Origin of the sequence: Aureimonas sp. AU20, from assembly GCF_001442755.1 — a bacterium.
GTDB lineage: Bacteria > Pseudomonadota > Alphaproteobacteria > Rhizobiales > Rhizobiaceae > Aureimonas.
On sequence record NZ_CP006367.1, the window covers coordinates 1,350,202 to 1,369,862 of the forward strand.

19 protein-coding genes and 2 tRNA genes are annotated in these 19,661 nt (G+C 67.0%); 10 read left to right on the forward strand and 11 right to left on the reverse strand.

All coding sequences use genetic code 11. The annotated features are described in order from the left end of the window. The first annotated feature begins 299 nt into the window (after positions 1-299). Positions 300-1,979 carry a recombinase family protein gene (locus tag M673_RS23575; RefSeq protein WP_244493071.1) on the forward strand — a complete coding sequence of 560 codons (1,680 nt, stop codon included), beginning with the start codon at positions 300-302 and terminating at the stop codon, positions 1,977-1,979. Here the strand turns inward: M673_RS23575 and M673_RS05975 are convergent. The 3 genes from M673_RS05975 to M673_RS05985 all read right to left on the reverse strand — a co-directional run bounded on the left by M673_RS05975 (position 1,950) and on the right by M673_RS05985 (position 3,766). Next, a tRNA-Arg gene (locus M673_RS05975) sits at positions 1,950-2,026 on the reverse strand. The genes M673_RS23575 and M673_RS05975 overlap by 30 nt on opposite strands. A gap of 51 nt (positions 2,027-2,077) precedes the next feature. Beyond that, positions 2,078-2,154 (reverse strand) — tRNA-Arg (locus M673_RS05980). Positions 2,155-2,323: 169 nt separating this feature from the next. Then, complete coding sequence (locus M673_RS05985) at positions 2,324-3,766, reverse strand: sensor histidine kinase (protein WP_061974453.1); 1,443 nt, start codon at positions 3,764-3,766, stop codon at positions 2,324-2,326. A 354-nt stretch (positions 3,767-4,120) separates the two neighbouring features. On the opposite strand from M673_RS05985, the gene rpmH reads away from it, so the two are divergent. The 5 genes from rpmH (at position 4,121) to yihA (ending at position 7,880) form a co-directional block, all read left to right on the forward strand. Next, positions 4,121-4,255: a 50S ribosomal protein L34 gene (gene rpmH, locus M673_RS05990; RefSeq protein ID WP_019998352.1), complete on the forward strand. Its 135-nt coding sequence runs from the start codon at positions 4,121-4,123 to the stop codon at positions 4,253-4,255. A 44-nt stretch (positions 4,256-4,299) separates the two neighbouring features. Next, complete coding sequence (rnpA, locus tag M673_RS05995; RefSeq protein ID WP_148639988.1) at positions 4,300-4,653, forward strand: ribonuclease P protein component; 354 nt, start codon at positions 4,300-4,302, stop codon at positions 4,651-4,653. Further along, entirely contained in the window at positions 4,653-6,455 is a 1,803-nt protein-coding gene (yidC, locus tag M673_RS06000) for a membrane protein insertase YidC (RefSeq protein ID WP_061974455.1), read from the forward strand. The genes rnpA and yidC overlap by 1 nt, the downstream gene beginning before the upstream one ends. Positions 6,456-6,564: 109 nt before the next feature. Further along, on the forward strand, positions 6,565-7,206 hold the full coding sequence (locus tag M673_RS06005; RefSeq protein ID WP_061974457.1) for a CatB-related O-acetyltransferase: 642 nt from the start codon (positions 6,565-6,567) through the stop codon (positions 7,204-7,206). Beyond that, on the forward strand, positions 7,203-7,880 hold the full coding sequence (yihA, locus tag M673_RS06010; RefSeq protein WP_061974459.1) for a ribosome biogenesis GTP-binding protein YihA/YsxC: 678 nt from the start codon (positions 7,203-7,205) through the stop codon (positions 7,878-7,880). The genes M673_RS06005 and yihA overlap by 4 nt, the downstream gene beginning before the upstream one ends. Positions 7,881-7,897: 17 nt before the next feature. On the opposite strand, the gene M673_RS06015 is transcribed toward yihA, so the two are convergent. Continuing rightward, positions 7,898-8,359, reverse strand: coding sequence for an NUDIX domain-containing protein (locus M673_RS06015; protein ID WP_244493070.1), 462 nt, complete (start codon positions 8,357-8,359; stop codon positions 7,898-7,900). A 2-nt stretch (positions 8,360-8,361) separates the two neighbouring features. Beyond that, entirely contained in the window at positions 8,362-9,021 is a 660-nt protein-coding gene (locus M673_RS06020) for a TetR/AcrR family transcriptional regulator (protein ID WP_061974463.1), read from the reverse strand. Between the two features lie 137 nt (positions 9,022-9,158). On the opposite strand from M673_RS06020, the gene M673_RS06025 reads away from it, so the two are divergent. Together M673_RS06025 and M673_RS06030 are read left to right on the forward strand one after the other, a co-directional pair. After that, a complete protein-coding gene (locus M673_RS06025; RefSeq protein ID WP_061974465.1) occupies positions 9,159-10,382 on the forward strand; it encodes an HlyD family secretion protein in 1,224 nt (407 codons plus the stop codon). A 144-nt stretch (positions 10,383-10,526) separates the two neighbouring features. Then, positions 10,527-12,125, forward strand: coding sequence for a DHA2 family efflux MFS transporter permease subunit (locus M673_RS06030; protein WP_061974467.1), 1,599 nt, complete (start codon positions 10,527-10,529; stop codon positions 12,123-12,125). Between the two features lie 55 nt (positions 12,126-12,180). Here the strand turns inward: M673_RS06030 and M673_RS06035 are convergent, their stop codons facing one another. The 5 genes from M673_RS06035 to M673_RS06055 form a co-directional block, all read right to left on the reverse strand. Then, positions 12,181-12,624: an arsenate-mycothiol transferase ArsC gene (locus M673_RS06035; protein ID WP_061974469.1), complete on the reverse strand. Its 444-nt coding sequence runs from the start codon at positions 12,622-12,624 to the stop codon at positions 12,181-12,183. Between the two features lie 53 nt (positions 12,625-12,677). Beyond that, complete coding sequence (locus M673_RS06040; protein ID WP_061974471.1) at positions 12,678-13,145, reverse strand: UPF0262 family protein; 468 nt, start codon at positions 13,143-13,145, stop codon at positions 12,678-12,680. Between the two features lie 8 nt (positions 13,146-13,153). Continuing rightward, positions 13,154-14,449: a histidinol dehydrogenase gene (hisD, locus tag M673_RS06045; RefSeq protein ID WP_061974473.1), complete on the reverse strand. Its 1,296-nt coding sequence runs from the start codon at positions 14,447-14,449 to the stop codon at positions 13,154-13,156. Between the two features lie 50 nt (positions 14,450-14,499). Continuing rightward, positions 14,500-14,952, reverse strand: coding sequence for a DUF2948 family protein (locus M673_RS06050; RefSeq protein ID WP_061974475.1), 453 nt, complete (start codon positions 14,950-14,952; stop codon positions 14,500-14,502). Positions 14,953-15,043: 91 nt separating this feature from the next. After that, positions 15,044-16,039, reverse strand: a complete 996-nt coding sequence (locus tag M673_RS06055; protein ID WP_061974477.1) for a glycosyltransferase family 2 protein — start codon at positions 16,037-16,039, stop codon at positions 15,044-15,046. 152 nt (positions 16,040-16,191) lie between these two features. Here M673_RS06055 and M673_RS06060 point away from each other — a divergent pair, with 152 nt between their 5' ends. Next, positions 16,192-17,076, forward strand: coding sequence for a DUF6492 family protein (locus tag M673_RS06060; protein WP_061974479.1), 885 nt, complete (start codon positions 16,192-16,194; stop codon positions 17,074-17,076). Between the two features lie 20 nt (positions 17,077-17,096). Here M673_RS06060 and M673_RS06065 read toward each other — a convergent pair whose 3' ends face one another. After that, entirely contained in the window at positions 17,097-18,419 is a 1,323-nt protein-coding gene (locus M673_RS06065; protein ID WP_061974481.1) for a lipopolysaccharide biosynthesis protein, read from the reverse strand. 229 nt (positions 18,420-18,648) lie between these two features. On the opposite strand from M673_RS06065, the gene M673_RS06070 reads away from it, so the two are divergent. Then, the gene (locus tag M673_RS06070; protein WP_061974483.1) at positions 18,649-19,653 is read left to right on the forward strand and encodes an endo-1,4-beta-xylanase; all 1,005 of its coding nucleotides are present in this window, start codon (positions 18,649-18,651) and stop codon (positions 19,651-19,653) included. The last annotated feature ends 8 nt before the right edge of the window (positions 19,654-19,661 follow it).

Consider the following 19,661-nt stretch of genomic DNA (forward strand, 5'->3'; position numbering starts at 1 on the left):
CCGTGCATTGCGCGATCGTTGATCTGCCCGACGCGCTGCCGGTGTGCACGCGAGAACTTGAGGTGCTGGAACGATATCTTGGATCGCTCATCGACCAAATCCTCGACGGTTAATGCGTCGATACGTTGGGCGGCCCAGTTCTCCACAACGATCTCGACGAAGCGGATCCTTGCCGTTGCGGCCGATCACTCGGCCTGCAAGACTCATCGGGGGTCTTTCCGTCGTCTGAACTCCGTCAGGAGCAGTGCCGTGGTCGCGTCGGACGAGACCGAGCACGGTGTATCAATAGAGTTTGCACCATGTCCTTCGCCAAGTCCTCCACGAAAGTGACGATGCCAAAGGTCTCGGCGGCGAAAGTGCGCCGTGCGGCACTCTACCTGCGCGTTTCCACCGGCAGGCAGGCGGAGGGCGATGTGTCGCTGCCGTCTCAGCGGCGTCTGACCCGCGGGCATTGCGAGCGCGAGGGCTGGATCGTCACGGATGAATATGTCGAGCCCGGCGTCAGCGCCACCGATGACCGGCGTCCCGCCTTCCAAGCGTTGATGGATCGGGCCTGCGACGCCGACAGGCCCTACGATCTCATCGTCGTCCACGCCTTCAGTCGCTTTTATCGCAACGGCGCCGAGATGGAACTTGCCATCCGGAAACTTCGCCGTCACGGCGTCGAGGTCGTTTCGATCACCCAACCAACCGGCACCGATCCGTCCGCTGAAATGATGCGACAGATCATCGGCATCTTCGACGAGTACACATCCAAAGAGAACGGTAAGCAGGTCACACGCGCCATGCGCGAGAACGCATCTCAAGGCTTCTGGAACGGCGCGACCCCGCCCCTTGGCTATGAAGCCGTCGAGGCGGAGCGGCGCGGCGCGAAGATCAAGAAGCGGCTTGCGATCGACGAAGTCGAGGCTGAGACCGTGCGTCTCATCTTCCGTCTTTATCTCGAAGGGGATTCAGCGACCGGCACGCCGCCGCTCGGCATCAAGGAAGTCGTCAAGTGGCTGAACAGCCGAGGCTTCGTCACGAAGCGTGGCGGCACCTTCGGCGTCGGCGCGATGCACCACATCCTAACCAACACCGCCTATGTCGGGCGCTGGAACTACAATGTGCGCAACAAGGCGACCGGCGAAAAGCGCAGCGAAGAAGAGATCGTCACGATCGACGTCCCCCGCATTCTTGAGGATGCAACCTTCGAGGCCGTGCAGGTCAAGCTTGCCGCCAATAACCCGCGCGTCAGCCCGGTGCGGATCGCCAGCGGTCCCATCTTGCTGACGGGGCTTGCCACCTGCGCGCATTGCGGCGGTGGCATGACGCAGCGCACCGGCACGTCGCGCTCGGGAAAGGTCTACGCCTATTACACGTGCGCAAGCCGAGCTCAACGCGGTCCGACCGTCTGCCGCGGCAACTCGATCCCGATGGCACACCTCGACGATCTGGTGCTGACGGCGCTGCAGGAGCGGCTGTTCGCTCCTGAGCGCCTTGCCGAGGTTTTATCCGCCCTTGTGGCCCGTCGTGCGGCTCGGGCGGAGGCGGTCGACGCTCGCCTCGTCGCACTTCAGACCGAGGTTGCGGCCGCAGAAGACAAACTGCGTCGCCTCTACCAGCTCGTCGAGGATGGGATGGCGGAGCTGGATGACATCCTGCGCGATCGCATCGCCGTCCTGAAAGGAGAGCGAGAGAGAGCACAGGCCGCCTTTGAGCGGGCGCGTGCGCAATCGGGTGGGCATGCTGCGATCAATCCGGAAAAGGTGGCAGCCTTCGGCAAGCTGATGCGCGAGGTTCTGTCCTCGACCGACACTCCAGCCCGCAAAGCATATCTCCGCGCCATCCTTGGTGCCGTCGAGGTCGATACGGCGACGGTGCGCATCACCGGTAGCCGCGATGTCCTGCACGCCGCAATTGCTGACACGCCAGCTGCTAGAGACGTGGTTCAGTTTACTGGACCGAAATGGCGCGCCCGAAAGGATTCGAACCTCTGACCCCCAGATTCGTAGTCTGGTGCTCTATCCAGCTGAGCTACGGGCGCCAATGAAACGGTGAGGCGTTGGCCCCGGCCGATCACGTCGTCTATGTTGTATGGCGCGCCCGAAAGGATTCGAACCTCTGACCCCCAGATTCGTAGTCTGGTGCTCTATCCAGCTGAGCTACGGGCGCCGATGAACCGGTGAGGCACTTGGCCTCGGCCGTTCGTGAGCGCTTGGTACCCCCGAGCCGGGGCGAATGCAAGCGGCTTATGGAAAGAAAATGACAGAGCCTTCGAGAGCCTGTGGGAAGGCCGATTTCGGGCCGGGGCGGCGGCGCGGGGGGAGGGGAGGCGGCCTGGTCAGGCCGACGCTCGCGGCAGGTCGATCTCGAATCGGGCACCCGCCGCCACCTCTTCGGACAGGCTGATCTGCCCGCCATGGGCCTGGACGATCTCGGCCGCGATGGCCAGGCCAAGCCCCGTGCCGCCGGCGCGTGTCGAGCCGCGAAACGCCTGGAACAGGTTTTCGCGCGCCCGTGGGCTGACGCCGGCGCCGGTGTCCTCCACCGAGATTCGGTCGCCGGCGGGCAGGGCCGAGCCCGAAACGGTGACCCGGCGCACCAGCGCCTCCACCTCGTCGCTTTCGATCGACTGGATCGCGTTGCGAACGAGATTGGAGAGGACGCGGAAGAACTGCTCGGGATCGATGTCGAGCTCCATGTCCTCCGGCACGGCGTTCACGAAGTCGATTGGCCGCTCGGGCGGAATCGACTGGCTCTCGAACACCTCGCCGACCAGCAGCCGCAGATGGACGCGCCGGCGCGTCGGCTGGCTTTCCGTTGCCCGGCCATAGGCGAGCACCGACTGCGTATAGTCGAGCGCGCGGTCGAGCGAGCGGATGAGGGCGGGGGCGAAGCGCTGCACCTGCGCGTCCGGCAGGGTGGAGAGCCGGTCGGAAATGAGCTGCGCCGAGGCGAGGATGTTGCGCAGGTCGTGATTGATCTTGGACACAGCGAGGCCGAGATCGGCCAAGTGCCGCTGCTCGCGCAGCGTGCGTGCCAGCGTCGCCTGCATGGCGGCGAGCTCGTGCTCGGCGATGCCGATCTCGTCCTCGCGCCGACGCGGCACGATCACCCGGTCCGGGTCCTCCGGCTTGCGGCCGAAGCGCTGCATGGCCGCCACCATGCGGCGGATGGGCCGAAGCAGCGAGAAGGAGAGCATGCCGAAGACCAGCGCGCCGACGAAGCTCGCGATCGACAGCGATAGAAACAGGATGTTGCGGGAATAGACCAGCATGGCGCGATGCAGCGGCTGCTCGTTGATGACGATCTCGCCCGACATCGACCCGTCGCCGATCGGCCCGATCAGCCGAATCAGCCGCTCGCCCCCGGACAGAAGCGCCTCGAAGCTCATGCCGATAGAGGACAGGAGGTGCTCGTCGCTAAGATCCACCGTGCGGCTGACGGGGCCGAGATCGGACGCGCGCGCCAGAAGGCGGGTTTCGCCGGGGCGGCGGATCGCCACCAGCCGCGCGTCGAGCGCTTCGAGAAGGTCCCCTTCCTGCTGGGGCGTAAGGAGAATGCCTTCCTCCCCGAACTGCGCCACCAGCGACGCGACGGACACGGTTTCCAGCTTGGCTTCCAGCCATTCCTGCCGGAAATGGGCGATCGAGGGCACGAAGATCAGGACTTCGGCGCCCATGACGGCCAGCGCGGTGACGGCGAACAGGCGCACCGAAAGCCGGTGGCGCCAGCGCGGGCGCGTGAGCGGCGCTTGGTCCGCTTCATCGGCGCGATCTGTCATGATCCGTTTCGATCCGCTTTTTAAGTCCTCGCGCGACCTCGCGCCGCGGTTTCTTTGCTTCGTGTAGAATGCGCCGAAGGGATTGTCACGAAACCGTGCGGAATCGGTCATCCCCGCTTATTTTCTGCCATGCCCTCACCAAATCCTTGAAGGGGTGCGGGCGAGGGCCGGATGCGAAAGCGGGGCTGGCGCGCGGTCGGCGCATTGACTTTGTGCCCCATCTGCCGCAAAAGGCCGGCCGAAGACCGAATGCTGAGCCGCGGAGGGATGCCTTCGCCGGCAGTTTCGCGCGTTCGATACAGATCTTGAACCATTGATTTTGCCAGAGGCCCGCACGGCGCGGGATTAAAGACGATGAAGCGCACGTACCAACCCTCCAAGCTCGTCCGCAAGCGCCGCCACGGCTTCCGCGCCCGTATGGCGACGGTCGGCGGCCGCAAGGTCATCCAGGCTCGTCGCGCTCGCGGCCGCAAGCGCCTTTCGGCCTGATCGGCCGCTCAGGCCTCGCGAGGGACCGTCCCATCGCCAGCCGCTTGAAGACGCGCGCCGAATTTCTAGCGGTGCGCAAGGGCCGTCGATTGAACGGCCCTTTTTTTCTGATCGAAGCTCTGGACCGGGGCGACGGCGACGAGCCGCGCTACGGCCTTACGGTGACGCGCAAGGTCGGCAATGCGGTCGAGCGCAACCGCATCCGTCGCCGCCTGCGCGAGGCGATCCGCACCTGTTGCGGGGCTGACATGGCGACGGGCTTCGATTATGTGATCGTCGCCCGCCGCGATCTTCTTTCGCTGCCCTTCGAAACGCTGACCGGCGAGCTGTCGCGTCGCGTCGCCAAGGCCAGGTCAGCGGAACGGAAGGCGCCAACGCCCCCTTCGGGAAGTGAATAATGGAAAACAGCCGCAATTTCCTGATCGCCATGGCGCTTTCGATCGCCGTTTTGATCGGGTGGCAGTTCTTCGTGATCCATCCGCGCTCGGAGGCGCAGCGTCAGCTCGAGCAGTCGCAGCAGGCGACGCTCCAGACGCCGACGACGCCGGCCGGAACCGCGCAGGACCCCGCCGTCTCGCCGGCGGGTCGCGAAAGCGTGGTGCCGACTTCGCAGACGCCGGAAGTGACCGGCCAGACGCGCGACGCCGCCCTCGCCACCAACCCCCGCATTCCGATCGACACGCCGGCCGTCTACGGCTCGATCAACCTGCAGGGCGCCCGGCTCGACGATCTGCGCCTCAAGGGCTATCACGAGACGGTGGACGACAATTCGCCCACGATCGTACTGCTCTCGCCCGAGACGATCGGCAAGGACGGCTATTTCGCCGAGTTCGGCTATAGCGGCCAGAATCTGGGAACGCTCCCCGGGCCGCAGACGCTCTGGCAGGCGGACGCCGGCCAGACGCTGACGCCCTCCACCCCCGTCACATTGACCGCCACCAACGGCCAGGGCCTGACCTTCACGCGCACTATCTCGGTGGACGACAAGTTCATGTTCACCGTGGAGGACCAGGTGTCCAACACGGGCGGCGCGGCCGCGTCCGTCGCGCCCTATGGTCGCGTCGTGCGCTTCTCCAAGCCCGAGGTCGCCTCCGCCTACGTCCTGTTCGAAGGCCTTCTCGGCGTCTTCGGAGACCAGGGCCTGCAGGAGGTCAAGTACCACAATATCGAGGAAGACAAGCTGGTCTCCCCGACGCCCTCGGCCGCCGGCTGGATCGGCATGACCGACAAGTACTGGGCGACGGCTCTCGTGCCCGCGCAGGGGCAGGGCACCTTCCAGCCCAACTTCCGCTACTCCGCCGAAGGCCGCCCCTTCTACCAGTCCGACTATCTCGCCCAGGGGCTGACGGTCGAGCCGGGCGCCACGGTCACCACCTCGTCGCGCGTCTTTGCCGGCGCCAAGGTCGTGGACGTTATCAACGGCTACGAGGACACGCTCGGCATCCACAATTTCGGCCTGCTGATCGACTGGGGCTGGTTCAAGTTCATCACCCGGCCGATGTTCTGGGCGATCGACCATCTCTATACGCTGACCGGCAATTTCGGCGTCGCCATCCTTCTGATCACGGTCATCCTCAAGCTCTTCTTCTTCCCGCTGGCGTCGAAGAGCTACAAGTCGATGGCCAAGATGAAGACCGTGCAGCCCAAGCTGACCGAGCTTCGCGAGAAATATGCCGACGACCGCGCCAAGCAGCAGCAGGAGATGATGCGGATCTACAAGGAGGAGAAGATCAATCCGGCGGCAGGCTGCTGGCCGGTCCTGGTCCAGATCCCCGTGTTCTTCGCGCTCTACAAGGTGCTCTACATCACGATCGAGATGCGGCACGCGCCCTTCTTCGGCTGGATCCACGATCTCGCCGCACCCGATCCGACGAGCCTGTTCAACCTGTTCGGCCTGATCCCGATTACCCTGCCGCATCTTCTCATGGTCGGCGTCTGGCCGCTCATGATGGGCATCACGATGTTCATCCAGATGCGCTTGAACCCGACGCCGCCTGACCCGGCGCAGCAGATGGTGTTCACCTGGATGCCGGTGATCTTCACCTTCATGATGGCCTCCTTCCCGGCCGGCCTCGTGATCTACTGGACCTGGAACAACACGCTCTCGATCACCCAGCAGACGATCATCATGAAGCGCCACGGCGCCAAGATCGAATTGTGGGACAATCTGAGAGGTATGTTCCGCAAGAGCAAGGCCTGACGCCAAGGCCGCGCTTAGCGACGATCCCCAAGCCGCCGGCCTTCGGGCCGGCGGCTTTTTCGCTGGCGCCATTGGACCGGCGACGGTTCAGCGTGTTAGGCGAGGAGCCATGCCCCTCGGTCCCGACCCTCAAGCGATCCATCCCGTGCCCGCGCACCAGCGGATCGTGTTTCTCAAGAACCTGATCGACGATCCCAAGATCGAGATCGGCGACTACACCTATTACGACGATCCCGAGAACGCGCTTCTCTTCGCCTCGCGAAACGTCCTCCACCACTACGACTTCCTGGGGGACAAGCTGCGGATCGGCCGCTTCTGCGCCATCGCGACCGGCGCCCGCTTCGTCATGAATGGCGCCAACCACGCGATGACGGGCTTCTCCACCTTCCCCTTCAACATCTTCGGGGAGGGCTGGGAGGAGGACTTTGACATGGGCTCGATCACGGCGGGCCTGCGCGGCGACACCGTGATCGGCAACGATGTCTGGATCGGCGCGGAGGCGGTGATCCTGCCCGGCGTCACGATCGGCGACGGCGCGGTGATCGGCGCCTTCAGCGTCGTGAGCCGGGACGTCGCGCCCTATGCCGTGGTGGCGGGCAATCCGGCCGTGGAGCGCCGCCGACGCTTTTCGCCCGAGATCGTTCAGCGCCTCCAGCGCATCGCCTGGTGGAACTGGCCGGTCGAGCGCATCACCAAGAACCTCGCCGCCATTCGCGGCGCCGATATCGACGCCCTGGAGCGAGCCGAATGACGAAGACCCCCGCGACCGAACCGAACGGCGCCGCCGACGAGCAGCGCCTGTTCTTCGCCCGTCCCTGGGTCTTCATCCGGGGCGTGCCGGCGATGAAGTTCCTGCCGCCGGAAGGCCCGCCCGAGGTCGCCTTCGCCGGGCGCTCCAATGTCGGCAAGTCCTCGCTCATCAACGGCATCGTCGGCCAGAACGGCTTGGCGCGCACCTCCAATACGCCGGGGCGCACCCAGGAGCTGAACTATTTCGTGCCGGACGGCTACAGCGGCGAAGGGCTCGACCTGCCCCCCGTCGCCATCGTCGACATGCCGGGCTACGGCTACGCCCAGGCGCCGAAGGAGCAGGTGGACGCCTGGACCAAGCTGGTCTTCGACTATCTCCGGGGCCGGGCGACCCTGAAGCGCGTCTTCGTGCTGATCGATTCGCGCCACGGGCTGAAGAAGAACGATCTCGACGTCATGGCGCTTCTCGACAAGGCAGCGGTCTCCTACCAGATCGTCCTCACCAAGGCCGACAAGATCTCGGCGCTCGCCTTGCCCAAGCTCGAGGCCGCGACGCGCGAGGCGATCCGCAAGCGCCCCGCCGCCTATCCCACGATCATCTCGACCTCGTCTGAGAAGGGCTTCGGGATCGAGGACGTGCAGGCCGAGATCGCCAATTTCGCGCTGGGGCGCTAAACCCCAGCGCCTGAACCTCAGTCGCGCGCGGCGGGTGTTCCCGCCAGGAGATGCGGCAGCAGCGCGTCGGGAAACAGAACCGGCTCGCCGCGAGCGAGAGCGGGAATGTCGAACCAGCGCGCGCGGCAGAGCGAGCCGTCGCCTTCGAGATAAGTCGCTTCGCCGTCCAGCGGGATGTGCCGGTCGAGAAGGCGGATGGGGGCGGCGAACAGGAACTCGTGCCGGATCTCGTCCCCCTTCCGGTAGCGGCTCTCGAACACGGTCCAGCCGCCGGTGATCTCGATCTCGGTGTCGAGCTCTTCGCGAAACTCGCGCCGCAGCGCCTCCTCTCGCGTTTCGCCGTATTCGATCGAGCCGCCGAGCGGGCGCACGCCCCGCAGCCGGCTCTCGTCGTCCGTCACCTCGAACGCGAGCAGTCGTCCCTCCTGAAAGGCGAGGCCGATGACCTTGGTCTTGATGCGCTTGCGCCGTCCCGCCACGCTCAGGCCTCCACGCCGTAGCCCGTCATGAAGAGCCAGACCGCCGATTCCACGGTGACGCGGATTTCCTCCTCCGTCGGCTCGGGCACCTGATCGTCGAAGAAGCGGCGGCGAAGATGCCCCGCCGTCGATAGTTCGATGAACTGGGAGGCGGCGAGTTCGCGGTCCGCGATGCGCAATGTTCCGGCCTCGCAGGCCTTGTCGAGATAGGCGGTGAGAAGCGCCAGCCCGCGCTTGGGGCCGTGCGTGTAGAAGTCCCGCCCGAGCTGCGGCATCCGCCCGGCGACGGCGATCACCGTGCGCTTGGCATGCATGGCCTCGGCCGACATGACCAGCTTCGCCAGTCGCTTGCCGAAGCGCGTCAGCGTGTCGGCGGGTTGCAGGGGATCGACCAGCAGCGCCTCCACCTCGGAAAAGTAGCGGTCGCGCTCCTCATCGATCAGCGCGGCGAAAAGCTCCTCCTTGGAGCGGAAATAGACATAGAGGGTCGATTTCGAGACGCCCGATTCGCGCGTCACGTCGTTCATGGAAGCGGCGTCGAAGCCCATGCGAACGAAGGCCCGGCGCGCCCCTTCCAGAATCTGGCGGCGCTTGGCCGGGTCTTCCCCCGCCGGGCAGCGGCCATCGGCTTGGGAAGGGGAGTTGTGCGCGGCAAGGCTCATGCGAGCTGTCCTTCGTCGGTTCTTAAGCGTCGCGGATTAATTTGGGCCAGAGGCCGACCCGCCGACTTGAAATGCCCATGGATCACGGTTATGTCAACGTCGAACCGAACGGTTCGGTTCGATTGGGGTTTTTCCGAATGAGCAAGTCCGCACCTGACGCGTCCGACGCGACTGAACGCGCCCCGACCGACCGGCCGGCCCGCACCGACGCTCCCAAGCTCGAGATCGTCTCCCGCAAGACCGAAAGCGCGCCCGCCAGCGCAGCGGAAGCCAAGCCGGCCGCCGCCGCGCCCAAGAAGAAGGGCGGCCTGAAGAAGCTGATCTTCGGCGCGGTGCTTCTGGCCGCGATCGGCGGCGGCGCCTGGTACGGCCATCAGTGGTGGATCGACGGGCGTTTCCTGGTCTCGACAGACGACGCCTATGTCGGAGCTGACATGGCGATCATGTCGCCCAAGGTCACCGGCTATATCCAGTCCGTTCCGGTCAAGGAGAACCAGACGGTGAAGGCGGGCGATCCGATCGTCGTGATCGATGGCGGCGACTATGCGCTGGCGCTGCGCCAGGCGGACGCCAAGATCGCGGCCGAGAACGCCACGATCGGGCGCATACGCGCCCAGCAGGCCGCCTCGGTCCAGCAGGTCGCGGAAGCCGACGCCAGCCGCGTCGCGGCGGTCGCGGCCGTCAACCAGGCCGCGCTCGATCTCGGCCGGGCCGAGAATCTCGTGCGCACCGGAACCGGGGCGCAGGCGCCGCTCGATCAGGCGCGCTCCGCCAAGGCGCAGGCCGACGCCAAGCTCGCTGGCGCCGAAGCCTCGCTCTCCGCCGCCAAGGCCAATGTCGCCGTCTTCGACGCGCAGGTCACCGAGGCGGAAGCGATGCTGCCGAGCCTTGCGGTCGCGCGCGATCAGGCGGAGCGGGACCTTTCCTTCACGACGCTCCGCGCGCCCTATGACGGCGTCGTCGGCAATCTCTCGGCCCAGCCGGGCGATCTCGTGTCGCCGGGCCGGCGCCTTGCCGCTGTGGTGCCGCTCGATCAGGTCTATGTCGACGCGAACTTCAAGGAAACCCAGCTGCACCAGATCGCGCTCGGCGAGAAGGTGCGCATCGAGGTCGACGCCATGCCCGGCGTCGAGGTCGAGGGCACGGTGGCCTCGCTGTCGCCAGCCTCCGGCTCGGTCTTCTCCTTGCTGCCGGCCGACAACGCGACCGGCAACTTCACCAAGATCGTTCAGCGCGTGCCGGTCCGCATCGCGATCGACCGGACGGACGCCGAAGCCAGCCTTCTGCGCCCGGGTCTGTCGGTGAAGGTGGCGGTGGACACGCGCACGGCACCGGGCGCCAAGACCGCCAGCGCCGACTGACCCCTAAGGGTTCGACCTCGCCTCGCGGATGCCCCGGCCTTCGCGGGGCTCCGCCCGTTCCCGCGCGCCGCCCGTTAGGGGCGGCGCCTCGTTCGCTGTCTGTTTCCGTGGCCGGGTGAGATGCCCGGCGGGAGCCCAAGCCCCATGTCCTCCGTGACGGCCGATTCCAAGCTGCCAGCCCAACCTGCCGGCCCGACCGTCGGCGGCGGCGAGACCATTCCCCTGCGCCGAATGCTGGCCTTCATGGCCATGGTCTTCGGCATGTTCATGGCGATCCTCGACATTCAGATCGTCTCGGCCTCGCTCGCCGAGATCCAGGCCGGTCTTTCGGCCTCGACCGACGAGATCGCCTGGGTGCAGACGGCCTATCTCATCGCGGAAGTGGTGATGATCCCGCTCTCGGGCTTCCTCGCCCGGATGATGTCGACCCGCATCCTCTTCTCGCTCGCGGCCGCCGGCTTCACGCTGTCCTCCGCGCTCTGCGCGACCGCCACCAATATCGACCAGATGATCCTCTACCGCGCCGTGCAGGGCTTCATCGGCGGCGGCATGATCCCCAGCGTCTTCGCGGCCGCCTTCACCATCTTCCCACCCTCCAAGCGCGCCATCGTCTCGCCCATGATCGGCCTCGTGGCGACGCTCGCGCCCACCATCGGCCCGACGGTCGGCGGCTATCTCAGCCACACGCTGTCCTGGCACTGGCTGTTTCTGATCAACGTGCCCTTCGGCATCATCGTGACGCTGGCGGTCTGGAATCTCGTGGATTTCGACAAGCCGGAATGGTCGCTCTTCTCGAAGTTCGACTGGTTCGGCCTTCTCGGCATGGCGGCCTTTCTCGGCTCGCTCGAATATGTCCTGGAGGAGGGGCCGCTGGACGATTGGTTCGACAGCCGGACCATCGTGGTCATGACCGTGATCCTGGTGCTCGGTGCCGTGCTCTTCCTCTACCGCGCCTTCACCGCGCGCGAGCCGATCGTCGATCTCACGGCCTTCGCCAACCGCAACTTCGCCTTCGGGTCGCTCTTCTCCTTCATCATGGGCGTCGGGCTTTACGGCCTCACCTATCTCTATCCCGTCTATCTCGGCCGCATCCGGGGCTATGATTCGCTGATGATCGGCGAGACCATGTTCGTCTCGGGCCTCGCCATGTTCTTCACGGCGCCGATCTCGGGCAAGCTCTCCTCCTCGCTCGATCCGCGAGTCATGATGGCGATGGGCTTCTCGGCCTTCGCGCTCGGCACTTGGATGATGAGCGGCCTGACGCACGACTGGGACTTCTACGAGCTTCTGCTTCCGCAGCTGCTTCGCGGCTTCGGGCTGATGATGGCCATGGTGCCGATCAACAACATCGCGCTCGGCACGCTGCCGCCGCAGAAGATGAAGGGCGCCTCCGGCCTCTACAATCTGACGCGCAATCTCGGCGGCGCGGTGGGCCTTGCCATCATCAACACGATGATCAACGACCGCACGGCCCTCCATTACGACCGGCTGGCCGAGCGGGTGCGCTGGGGTTCGCAGATCGCCGAGGACCGGCTGACCGACATGGCCTCCAGCTTCAACGCCGCCGGGCTCGACGGCGCCAACGTGGCGTTGAAGCAGATGAGCGGCCTCATTCACCGCGAGGCGAGCGTCATGGCCTTTTCCGACGTGTTCATCGCGCTGACCGCGCTCTTCGTCTCGCTGTGCTTCCTCACCGTCATGATCCGCCGCCCCGGCGGCAATGTGAAGGTGGACGCGCACTGAGTGTCCGAGGCAGGGAGGCCATGCAGGCCTCCTCGCTCTCCGGTGCCCTTCGCGCTCAGACCCGTTGGCAAAGGTCCTTCAAGCGCACCGAGATGCGGCGATAGACGTCGCGGTAAGCCTCCAAGATCTGGTCCCGGCTGCCGTTCACGGCGGACGGGTCGGGCATCGGCCAGAACTCCACCGCCGTGGCGTCTGCCTCCGTCGCGCTCATGGCGGCGTGATGGGCTTCGGGCGAGAGCGTCACCACGAGGTCGAAGAACCCGTCGCCGAGGTCCTCCCATTTCTGGGGCTTCCGGTCGCCGAGCGACAGGCCCTGCTCGGCCAGGATCACGTCCACGAATGGATCACGCTCGCCATCCTTGACGCCCACCGAGGCGATGTAGACGGATTGCGGCAGGAGCGAGCGCGCGATGGCTTCGGCGATCGGAGAGCGGATCGAGTTCGCTCCGCAGACGAACAGGATGGAATGGGGCAGGGTGGAAGGGGAGGGGGCGCTCAAACAGTCCGTCTCCCACAAAGGTCGATGCGTGTGGCCAACCCGCTCTCCTCCCGTCAAGCGCGCCGGTGGAGGACGCAGATCAGCGTGAACAGGCGTCGCGCCGTGTCCTTGTCCAGTTCGATCTTGCCCTTCAGACGCTCGCGCAGAAGGTCCGAACCGTCATTGTGTATGCCGCGCCGACCCATGTCGATGGCCTCGATCTGCGAAGGCGTCGCGGTGCGGATCGCCTCGTAATAACTGTCGCAGATGAGGAAATAGTCCCGAATGACGCGGCGGAAGGGGGTAAGCGAGAGGATGTGAACGGCGAGCGGCGCTTGTCCCTCGTCCGCGATGTCGAACACGAGGCGCCGATCGGCCAGCGCCAGCTTCAGCCGGAACCGCCCGCCCTCGAAACCCATGGGCTCGAAGAGGTTCTCTTCGATGAGATCGACGATCGCGACGGCGCGATCATGCTCCACGTCGGGCGCGGCGCGCCCGATCGAATCGTCGAGGTCGACTGAAACGAGGCGTCCGCGCTCCATGGGGTCCTCTAGAGATTGAGCCGGATGGCGACGGACCGGCCATGCGCGTCGAGCCCCTCGACGCGTGCCAGTTCGATCGCCGCAGGGCCGAGCTCGCGCAGCGCTTCGGCCGACAGTTTCAGGATCGAGGTGCGCTTGACGAAGTCGAGAACCGACAGGCCGGAGGAGAAGCGCGCCGAGCGCGCGGTCGGCAGCACGTGGTTCGACCCGCCGACGTAGTCGCCGATCACTTCGGGCGTATGCCGGCCGAGGAACACGGCGCCGGCATTGCGAATTTCGGCGAACAGCGCGTCGGGATCGTCGGTCGCGATCTCCAGATGCTCGGCCGCGATCCGATCGGCGAGCGCCGGCGCATCGCGCAGGAGATCGCGCACCACGATCACGGCACCGAACTCGGCCCAGCTCGCCCGCGCCGTCTCAGTCCGCGAAAGCGTGGCGAGCTGGCGCTCCACCGCAGCTTCCACACTTTGCGCAAGCTCTTCGCTGTCGGTGAGAAGGATGGATTGCGCGGCGCGGTCGTGCTCGGCCTGGGCCAGGAGGTCGGCGGCCAGCCAGTCCGGGTCGTTGGCGCCGTCGGCGATCACCAGCACTTCCGAAGGCCCGGCGATCATGTCGATGCCGACCGTACCGAAGACCTGCCGCTTGGCGCTCGCGACATAGGCGTTGCCGGGGCCGACGATCTTGGCCACCGGCGGGATGGTCTGCGTGCCATAGGCGAGCGCGGCCACGGCCTGCGCCCCGCCGACGCGGTAGATTTCGGACACGCCGGCGATGCGGGCGGCGGCCAGCACCAGCGGATTCAGGGCACCGCGCATGGCCGGCACGACCATGGCGATGCGCCGGACGCCCGCGACCTTGGCGGGAACAGCGTTCATCAGAACGGAGGAGGGATAGCTCGCCGCCCCGCCGGGCACGTAGAGGCCGACCGATTCCACCGCCGTCCAGCGCGAGCCGAGTTCGGCGCCGATCGAATCGGTGTAGCGATCGTCCTTCGGCATCTGCCGGGCATGGTGGCTCTCGATGCGCCGATGGGCGAGCTCCAGCGCCTCGCGCGTCCGGCGCGGGGTCGCCTCCAGCGCCGCCTCGATCTCGGCTTCGGGAACGCGCAGCGTCTCGGGCGTCAGCGTCAGCTCGTCGTAGCGGGCGGTCAGCTCGATCAGCGCCGCGTCGCCGCGCGCCCGCACGTCGTCGATAATGGCGCGCACGGCCGTTTCGACATCCACCGAGGCTTCTCGTTTTGCGGCCAGCAGCGCGCGAAACCGCGTCTCGAAATCGGGTTGGTCGATATGAAGCCGCTGCGGCACGTCAGGCACTCTCCCTCGGCGCGGCGGGCGATCTCTCGGCGCTCGGACCCTCAGCCCCTGTCGTGGTCGGGCCGCGACGGGGTGCTCCAGGCGGCGCCGAGATCGGTCAGCTGCGCTTCGATACATTCGACGTCGAGCCTTATCGCGGCACCGCCCGCGAACACAAGGTCGATCGTGCCGGACGGCTCCTCGCCCGCGCTCCAGCGCAGCGCGAGCAGCGCCAGCACGGCGTCGTCGTCGCTCTGCCGGAAGCCGCTGCGCCGGACGCCGAGCACCCGGTCGAAATGCAGGACGCTGCGGCGGCGCTCGTATTCGCCCCGGCGGCGAAAGAAGCCCTGGCGCGGCGGAGTGTTTTCCCAGACGAAACGGTTGATCGGTACGGTGAACTGCCCGCGCTCGGGCGAAAAGGCGAGGTCGGCGACGCGAATCACGGCGTCCTGCACATGGGCCGACACGATGTCGAGATCGGCCGCGTCGAGCGCCATCAATCGAAGAAGGTCCATCCTGCCCGCTGCTCCTCGCCGCCCTGTCATGCTCCAGCGCAGCTAGGGCATCCCATGGCAAAGTGCGACGGCTCTCGGTGATTTTCCCGACCTAATTGCTTTCGGGCTTGCGATATTGCTCGCCGACGCGCCCGAACTCGCCCTGCAGGCGGCCGATCGCGATCTGCAGATGGTAAAGCCCGATCAGCGCCGAGCGCGAGCGAAGCGCGGCAATAACCGAGCGCGGCGGGGCGGCGAGCGCCAGGGCAAGGCTCTTGGCGAGCGTACGCGCACGCCCGTCGCGCCCCCGCTGCACCAGGGTCGAGAGCGCACCGTTGCGCAGCGCCCGCGCGTTGATCCAGGAGAATTCCGTGCGCCGGGCGGGCACGATCTCGTGCACGGCGGCCTCCCGACACCAGCCGAACCGAAAGCCGGCCTCCCGGCAGCGCGAGAAGAGGTCGGCATCGCCCCCGCCGGTGAAATCGAATCGCGTGTCGAACAGCGGCTCGCTCATGCGCCTCAGGACATCGGCGCGGATCGCGACATTGCCGGAAGAGACGAGAACCCCGATCGGCCCGCTCGCCTCGAACGGCGCGCGGAAAACGGGATGGGCGGCCAGCGCCCGCTTGCTCTCGTCCTCGAAGACCGGGATCTGCGGGCCACCGGTGATGTCGACGCCCAGCCGATCCAGCGCCGCGCTATGCGCAGCGATCCAGCCGGGCTCGGCCGCCTCGTCGTCGTCCACGATCAACGCGATGCGCAACTGGGGAAAGAGCCGCGCGGCTGCCGCAAAGCCCGCATTATAGGCCGCACAATTGCCGCGCGCCTGCGCCACCACGATCGTGCCGGGGAGAGCGCCCGATTCGAACAGGGGCCGAGCGGCATCGAGACCCGCCCGGCCTTCCTCGTCGTTCTCAACGAGAATTACCGCGAAGGGGCTTGAGCCTTCCTGCATGCGGAGCGAGGCCAGCGTGCGCAGAACCAACGCCGGCCGCCGAAAGGTCGGCACCACGACCGCGATCTCCACGCCCTGATCGAGACCGGGCGAGGCGACCTCAAGGAGGACGCCGGGCGGCAGCGGCGCGGAAAGAAGGGGCGCTTGGGTCATGAGGGAAGCCTGACGCAAAGGGATGAAAGATCCTTCAAACCGAAGGTTTCGCTTCACCCGAATTGATGCATTCGCAAGGCCGAGCCGATAGGATCGGCCCGAATGATCGGCGCCCAGCCGGCAAGTCACGGCCCTCCCGCGCGGACAGATCGATGCCCCCTTCCATCGCGCTCGTCACCTCCTCCTACAAAGGCGATTGGGAGCGCTGCCGGCTTCTGTGCGACAGCGTGGACCGCTTCGTGACGGGCCATGCCGTCCATTATCTTCTAGTGGAAGCGGCCGACCTGCCGCTGTTCAAGAGTTTCGAAGGCCCGCGCCGGCGCGTCGTGTCGGAGCGAGACCTATTGCCCTTCTGGCTGCGGCCGATCAACGATCCGATCGCGGCCGGGCGTCGGCTCTGGCTCTCGCCCTTCGGGCCGCCCTTGCGCGGCTGGCATGTGCAGCAGCTGCGCCGCATTGCCATGGGCGCGGCGATGGACGAGGGCGTGCTGGTGTCGCTGGATTCGGACGTCGTCTTCGTAAAGCCCTTCGACGTTTCGCATTTCCGGGCCGGGGAGGCCGTGCGCTTCTATCGCCGGGCGGGCGGGATGGCCGAGGTCGAGCCGGAGCGGCGGCCCGAGCACGAGCGCTGGTCCCGGCGCGCGGCCGCGCTGCTCGGCCTGCCGCCCGAGCCGATCCCGGCGCCGACCTACATCACCACGCTGATCGCCTGGCGGCGCGACACGGTGCGCGCGCTTCTGGAGCGGATCGGGGCCTCGACGCATCGCCCGCCCATGATGGCGCTCGCCGGCTCGCGCGCCCTGTCGGAATGCACGATCTACGGGCGCTTCGCCGACGAGGTGGAAGGGCGTCCGGAGCGACATCTGCCGACCGACGAGCGGCTTTGCGCGGTCTACTGGGACGGGCCGCCGCTGGACGCGGCGGGCCTTCGCGGCTTCCTGGAGGAATTGGCGCCCGAGCAGGTGGCGCTCGGCCTCCAGTCCTTCACGGGCACCGATCCGGCGACGATCCGCCGCGTGGTCGGGCTCGGCGACTGAGACGTCGAGACGCCTGTGGCTCAAGCCGTGGCGATGTCCGGCGCGCCGGCCGGCCCCGGCCGCTGCGGCCCGCGGCTGCGCCAGTCCAGCGCGACATAGCTGGCGCCGGCAGAGGCGATCCAGAGCGCGGCGAAGACGCCGTTGAGGCCGAGAATCCAGTTTCCGTCCGGCGTTGCCGCCGCGCCCTGGAGCAGCAGCGTCAGGAACCCTGCCTTTAGGCCGCCGAGCAGCGCCAGGATCGCGGCGCGCATCCCGGTGCGGCCGTGCGCGTAGAGCAGCTCGCTCTGATATTCCACGAGATTTCGGAAGGCCGGCACGAGAAGAACGAGAAGCACGAGGGGCGCCGCGTCCGCGACATTGCGCCCGAGAAGGGTGGGGGAAACCGTCAGCACGAAGCCGAGCGCCGCCATGCCGGCGACCGAGACCAGCGCGATGCCGCCCTCCGTCAGCCAGCGCCGGCGCCAGGACTGGAGAAAGCCGGGGCTGCGGATCAGTTTCTGGACGATCATCATGTTGAAGGAGCGTACCGGCAGCGCCGTCAGGTCGATGAGGCGCATCAGCATGGCGTAGACGCCGGCCACGGCCGGCCCGCCCAGCGAGAGAACCAGAAGCTTGTCGAGTTCCGACTGAAGATAGAACAGGATGTCGGCGCCCGCGACGGCGAGGCTGTCTGACAGGCGCTTGAGATAGAGCGCCGGGCGTAGCCGCAGCCGCTGGCGCGGATAGAACAGGGCGATGCCGAGGAGGGCGGAGCCCATATTGGCGGCGAGATAGAAGACGCTCCACGACAGGAGATCGCCCGAGCCGATGCCGGCATGGGCGAAGGCGAGCGCGGCCAGCGCCTTGACCGCCGAGCCCAGCACCACGAGCAGCGAGGCGCGCCCGAACTGGCCCATGCCGTTGTTGACGATGCAGACGATCTCCAGCGAGCGCCAGCCGAGGACCTCGGCCGCGACCACGAGGGCGAAGGGAAGAAGCGCCATGTCGCCGGCAAAGACCAGGGCGAAGAAGCCGAGCGCGGCCAGCACGACGAGCGGCAGCGAGAGAACCAGCGCGACGAGATAGCCGGCGGTGTAGGTGCCCACGAGATGCGGCTTGCGCGTGGCGGCGCGGTAGAGCGGCGAAACGAAGCCGAGCCCGGCGATGCGCGAGAGGACGATGCCCGTGGCCGATGCCGTGGCGAACAGGCCGAAGCCCTCCACGCTCAGCGCGTTGGCGACCGCCGTGAAATAGGCGAGCGAGAGAACGAGCCGGCCGGCCGATCCGCCGATGAGCTTGGCATAGTCGCGCAGAAGGTGAAGATTGGCTTGGCCGAGCCGAACGAGGCTTCGAATCGGGCGCATGGCAAATCTCCAAAAGGCCGTTTCCGACGTGACAGAAGAGACCGACCGATTTCCCTTCTGCCCTCGCGTCCCGGATCGAGGCGAAGACGCCGCGCCGGTGGGTGGGGGACCCCCGTCCTCCCGCGCGCGCTCTCCTTCGAATCCTCTTCCGGCGGCGAAGTCTAGCCGGGCGGGCTTAACGCGTCGTTCGCTCCTGGCCACGGGCGCGGCGCTTCTGGGGACGGCGGCGGTGAGAACCTCGCCGGCTGCCGCGCTGACGCCGCGCGTGCCCTTCGGCGCGGCGGTGCAGGTCGACCAGTTCGAGGCCGACGCCGACTACCGCGCGCTGATCGAGCGCGAATGCGATCTCCTCATGCCCTCCAACGAGCTGAAGTTCGGCCTGCTTCGCCCGACGCGGCCGGAATTCCTGTTCGAGCCGGCCGACCGGATGGTGAACTGGGCGCGCGAGCGGGGCATGCTGTCGCGCGGCCACGCCTTCGTCTGGTGGTCCACCAACCCGCCCTGGCTGGAGGCGATCCGCGACCCCGCCGATGCGGAGGCCGTGCTGGTGGAGCATATCGAACGCACCGCCGCGCATTACCGGGGCCGTCTGGGCAGCTGGGACGTGGTGAACGAAGTGATCGCGCACGACCCGCGCGAGCGCGGCGGGCCGATGCGCGACACGTTCTGGCAGCGCCGGCTGGGCAACCGGCATGTTCCGCTGGCCTTTCGCGCGGCCATGCGCGCCGACCCGGAGGCGCGCCTCGTCATCAACGAATACGATCTGGAGTTCGAAGGCCCGCGCTACGACACCCGCCGCGCCGAGATCCTGAAGCTCGTCCGATCGTTGCAGGACGAGGGGCTGCGCGTCGACATGGTGGGGCTTCAGGCCCATCTCTACAGCCATATCAAGGTCGATCGCGAGGCGCTCGCCCGTTTCGGGCGGGACCTCAAGGCGCTGGGCGTCGGGCTTCTGGCGAGCGAGCTGGACGTGATCGACTTTCAGGTGCGCGGCGACGAGGACGCGATCGACCACGCGGCCGAGATCGTCGTGACCGACTTCCTCGACGGGTTGTTCGCCGGCCAGCGGCCCTACGCCGTCATCACCTGGGGGATCAGCGACCGCTACACCTGGGTTCCCGACGCCATGCCGCGCACGGACGGGCGGCCCAACCGGCCTTTGCCCTTCGACGCCGCGCTACGCCCCAAGGCCTGGTATGCGACACTACGCCACAGGCTCGCGCTCGGCGGTTGAGGGCTGGG

Coding starts and splice junctions, on each gene's coding strand:
- yihA (WP_061974459.1), top strand. CDS start 7,203: ATGACGAAGACCCCCGCGACCGAACCGAACGGCGCCGCCGACGAGCAG.
- M673_RS06030 (WP_061974467.1), top strand. CDS start 10,527: ATGTCCTCCGTGACGGCCGATTCCAAGCTGCCAGCCCAACCTGCCGGC.
- M673_RS06040 (WP_061974471.1), bottom strand. CDS start 13,145: ATGGAGCGCGGACGCCTCGTTTCAGTCGACCTCGACGATTCGATCGGG.
- M673_RS23575 (WP_244493071.1), top strand. CDS start 300: ATGTCCTTCGCCAAGTCCTCCACGAAAGTGACGATGCCAAAGGTCTCG.
- M673_RS06020 (WP_061974463.1), bottom strand. CDS start 9,021: ATGAGCCTTGCCGCGCACAACTCCCCTTCCCAAGCCGATGGCCGCTGC.
- M673_RS06025 (WP_061974465.1), top strand. CDS start 9,159: ATGAGCAAGTCCGCACCTGACGCGTCCGACGCGACTGAACGCGCCCCG.
- M673_RS06055 (WP_061974477.1), bottom strand. CDS start 16,039: ATGACCCAAGCGCCCCTTCTTTCCGCGCCGCTGCCGCCCGGCGTCCTC.
- rpmH (WP_019998352.1), top strand. CDS start 4,121: ATGAAGCGCACGTACCAACCCTCCAAGCTCGTCCGCAAGCGCCGCCAC.
- M673_RS06050 (WP_061974475.1), bottom strand. CDS start 14,952: ATGGACCTTCTTCGATTGATGGCGCTCGACGCGGCCGATCTCGACATC.
- yidC (WP_061974455.1), top strand. CDS start 4,653: ATGGAAAACAGCCGCAATTTCCTGATCGCCATGGCGCTTTCGATCGCC.
- M673_RS05985 (WP_061974453.1), bottom strand. CDS start 3,766: ATGACAGATCGCGCCGATGAAGCGGACCAAGCGCCGCTCACGCGCCCG.
- M673_RS06065 (WP_061974481.1), bottom strand. CDS start 18,419: ATGCGCCCGATTCGAAGCCTCGTTCGGCTCGGCCAAGCCAATCTTCAC.
- M673_RS06005 (WP_061974457.1), top strand. CDS start 6,565: ATGCCCCTCGGTCCCGACCCTCAAGCGATCCATCCCGTGCCCGCGCAC.
- M673_RS06060 (WP_061974479.1), top strand. CDS start 16,192: ATGCCCCCTTCCATCGCGCTCGTCACCTCCTCCTACAAAGGCGATTGG.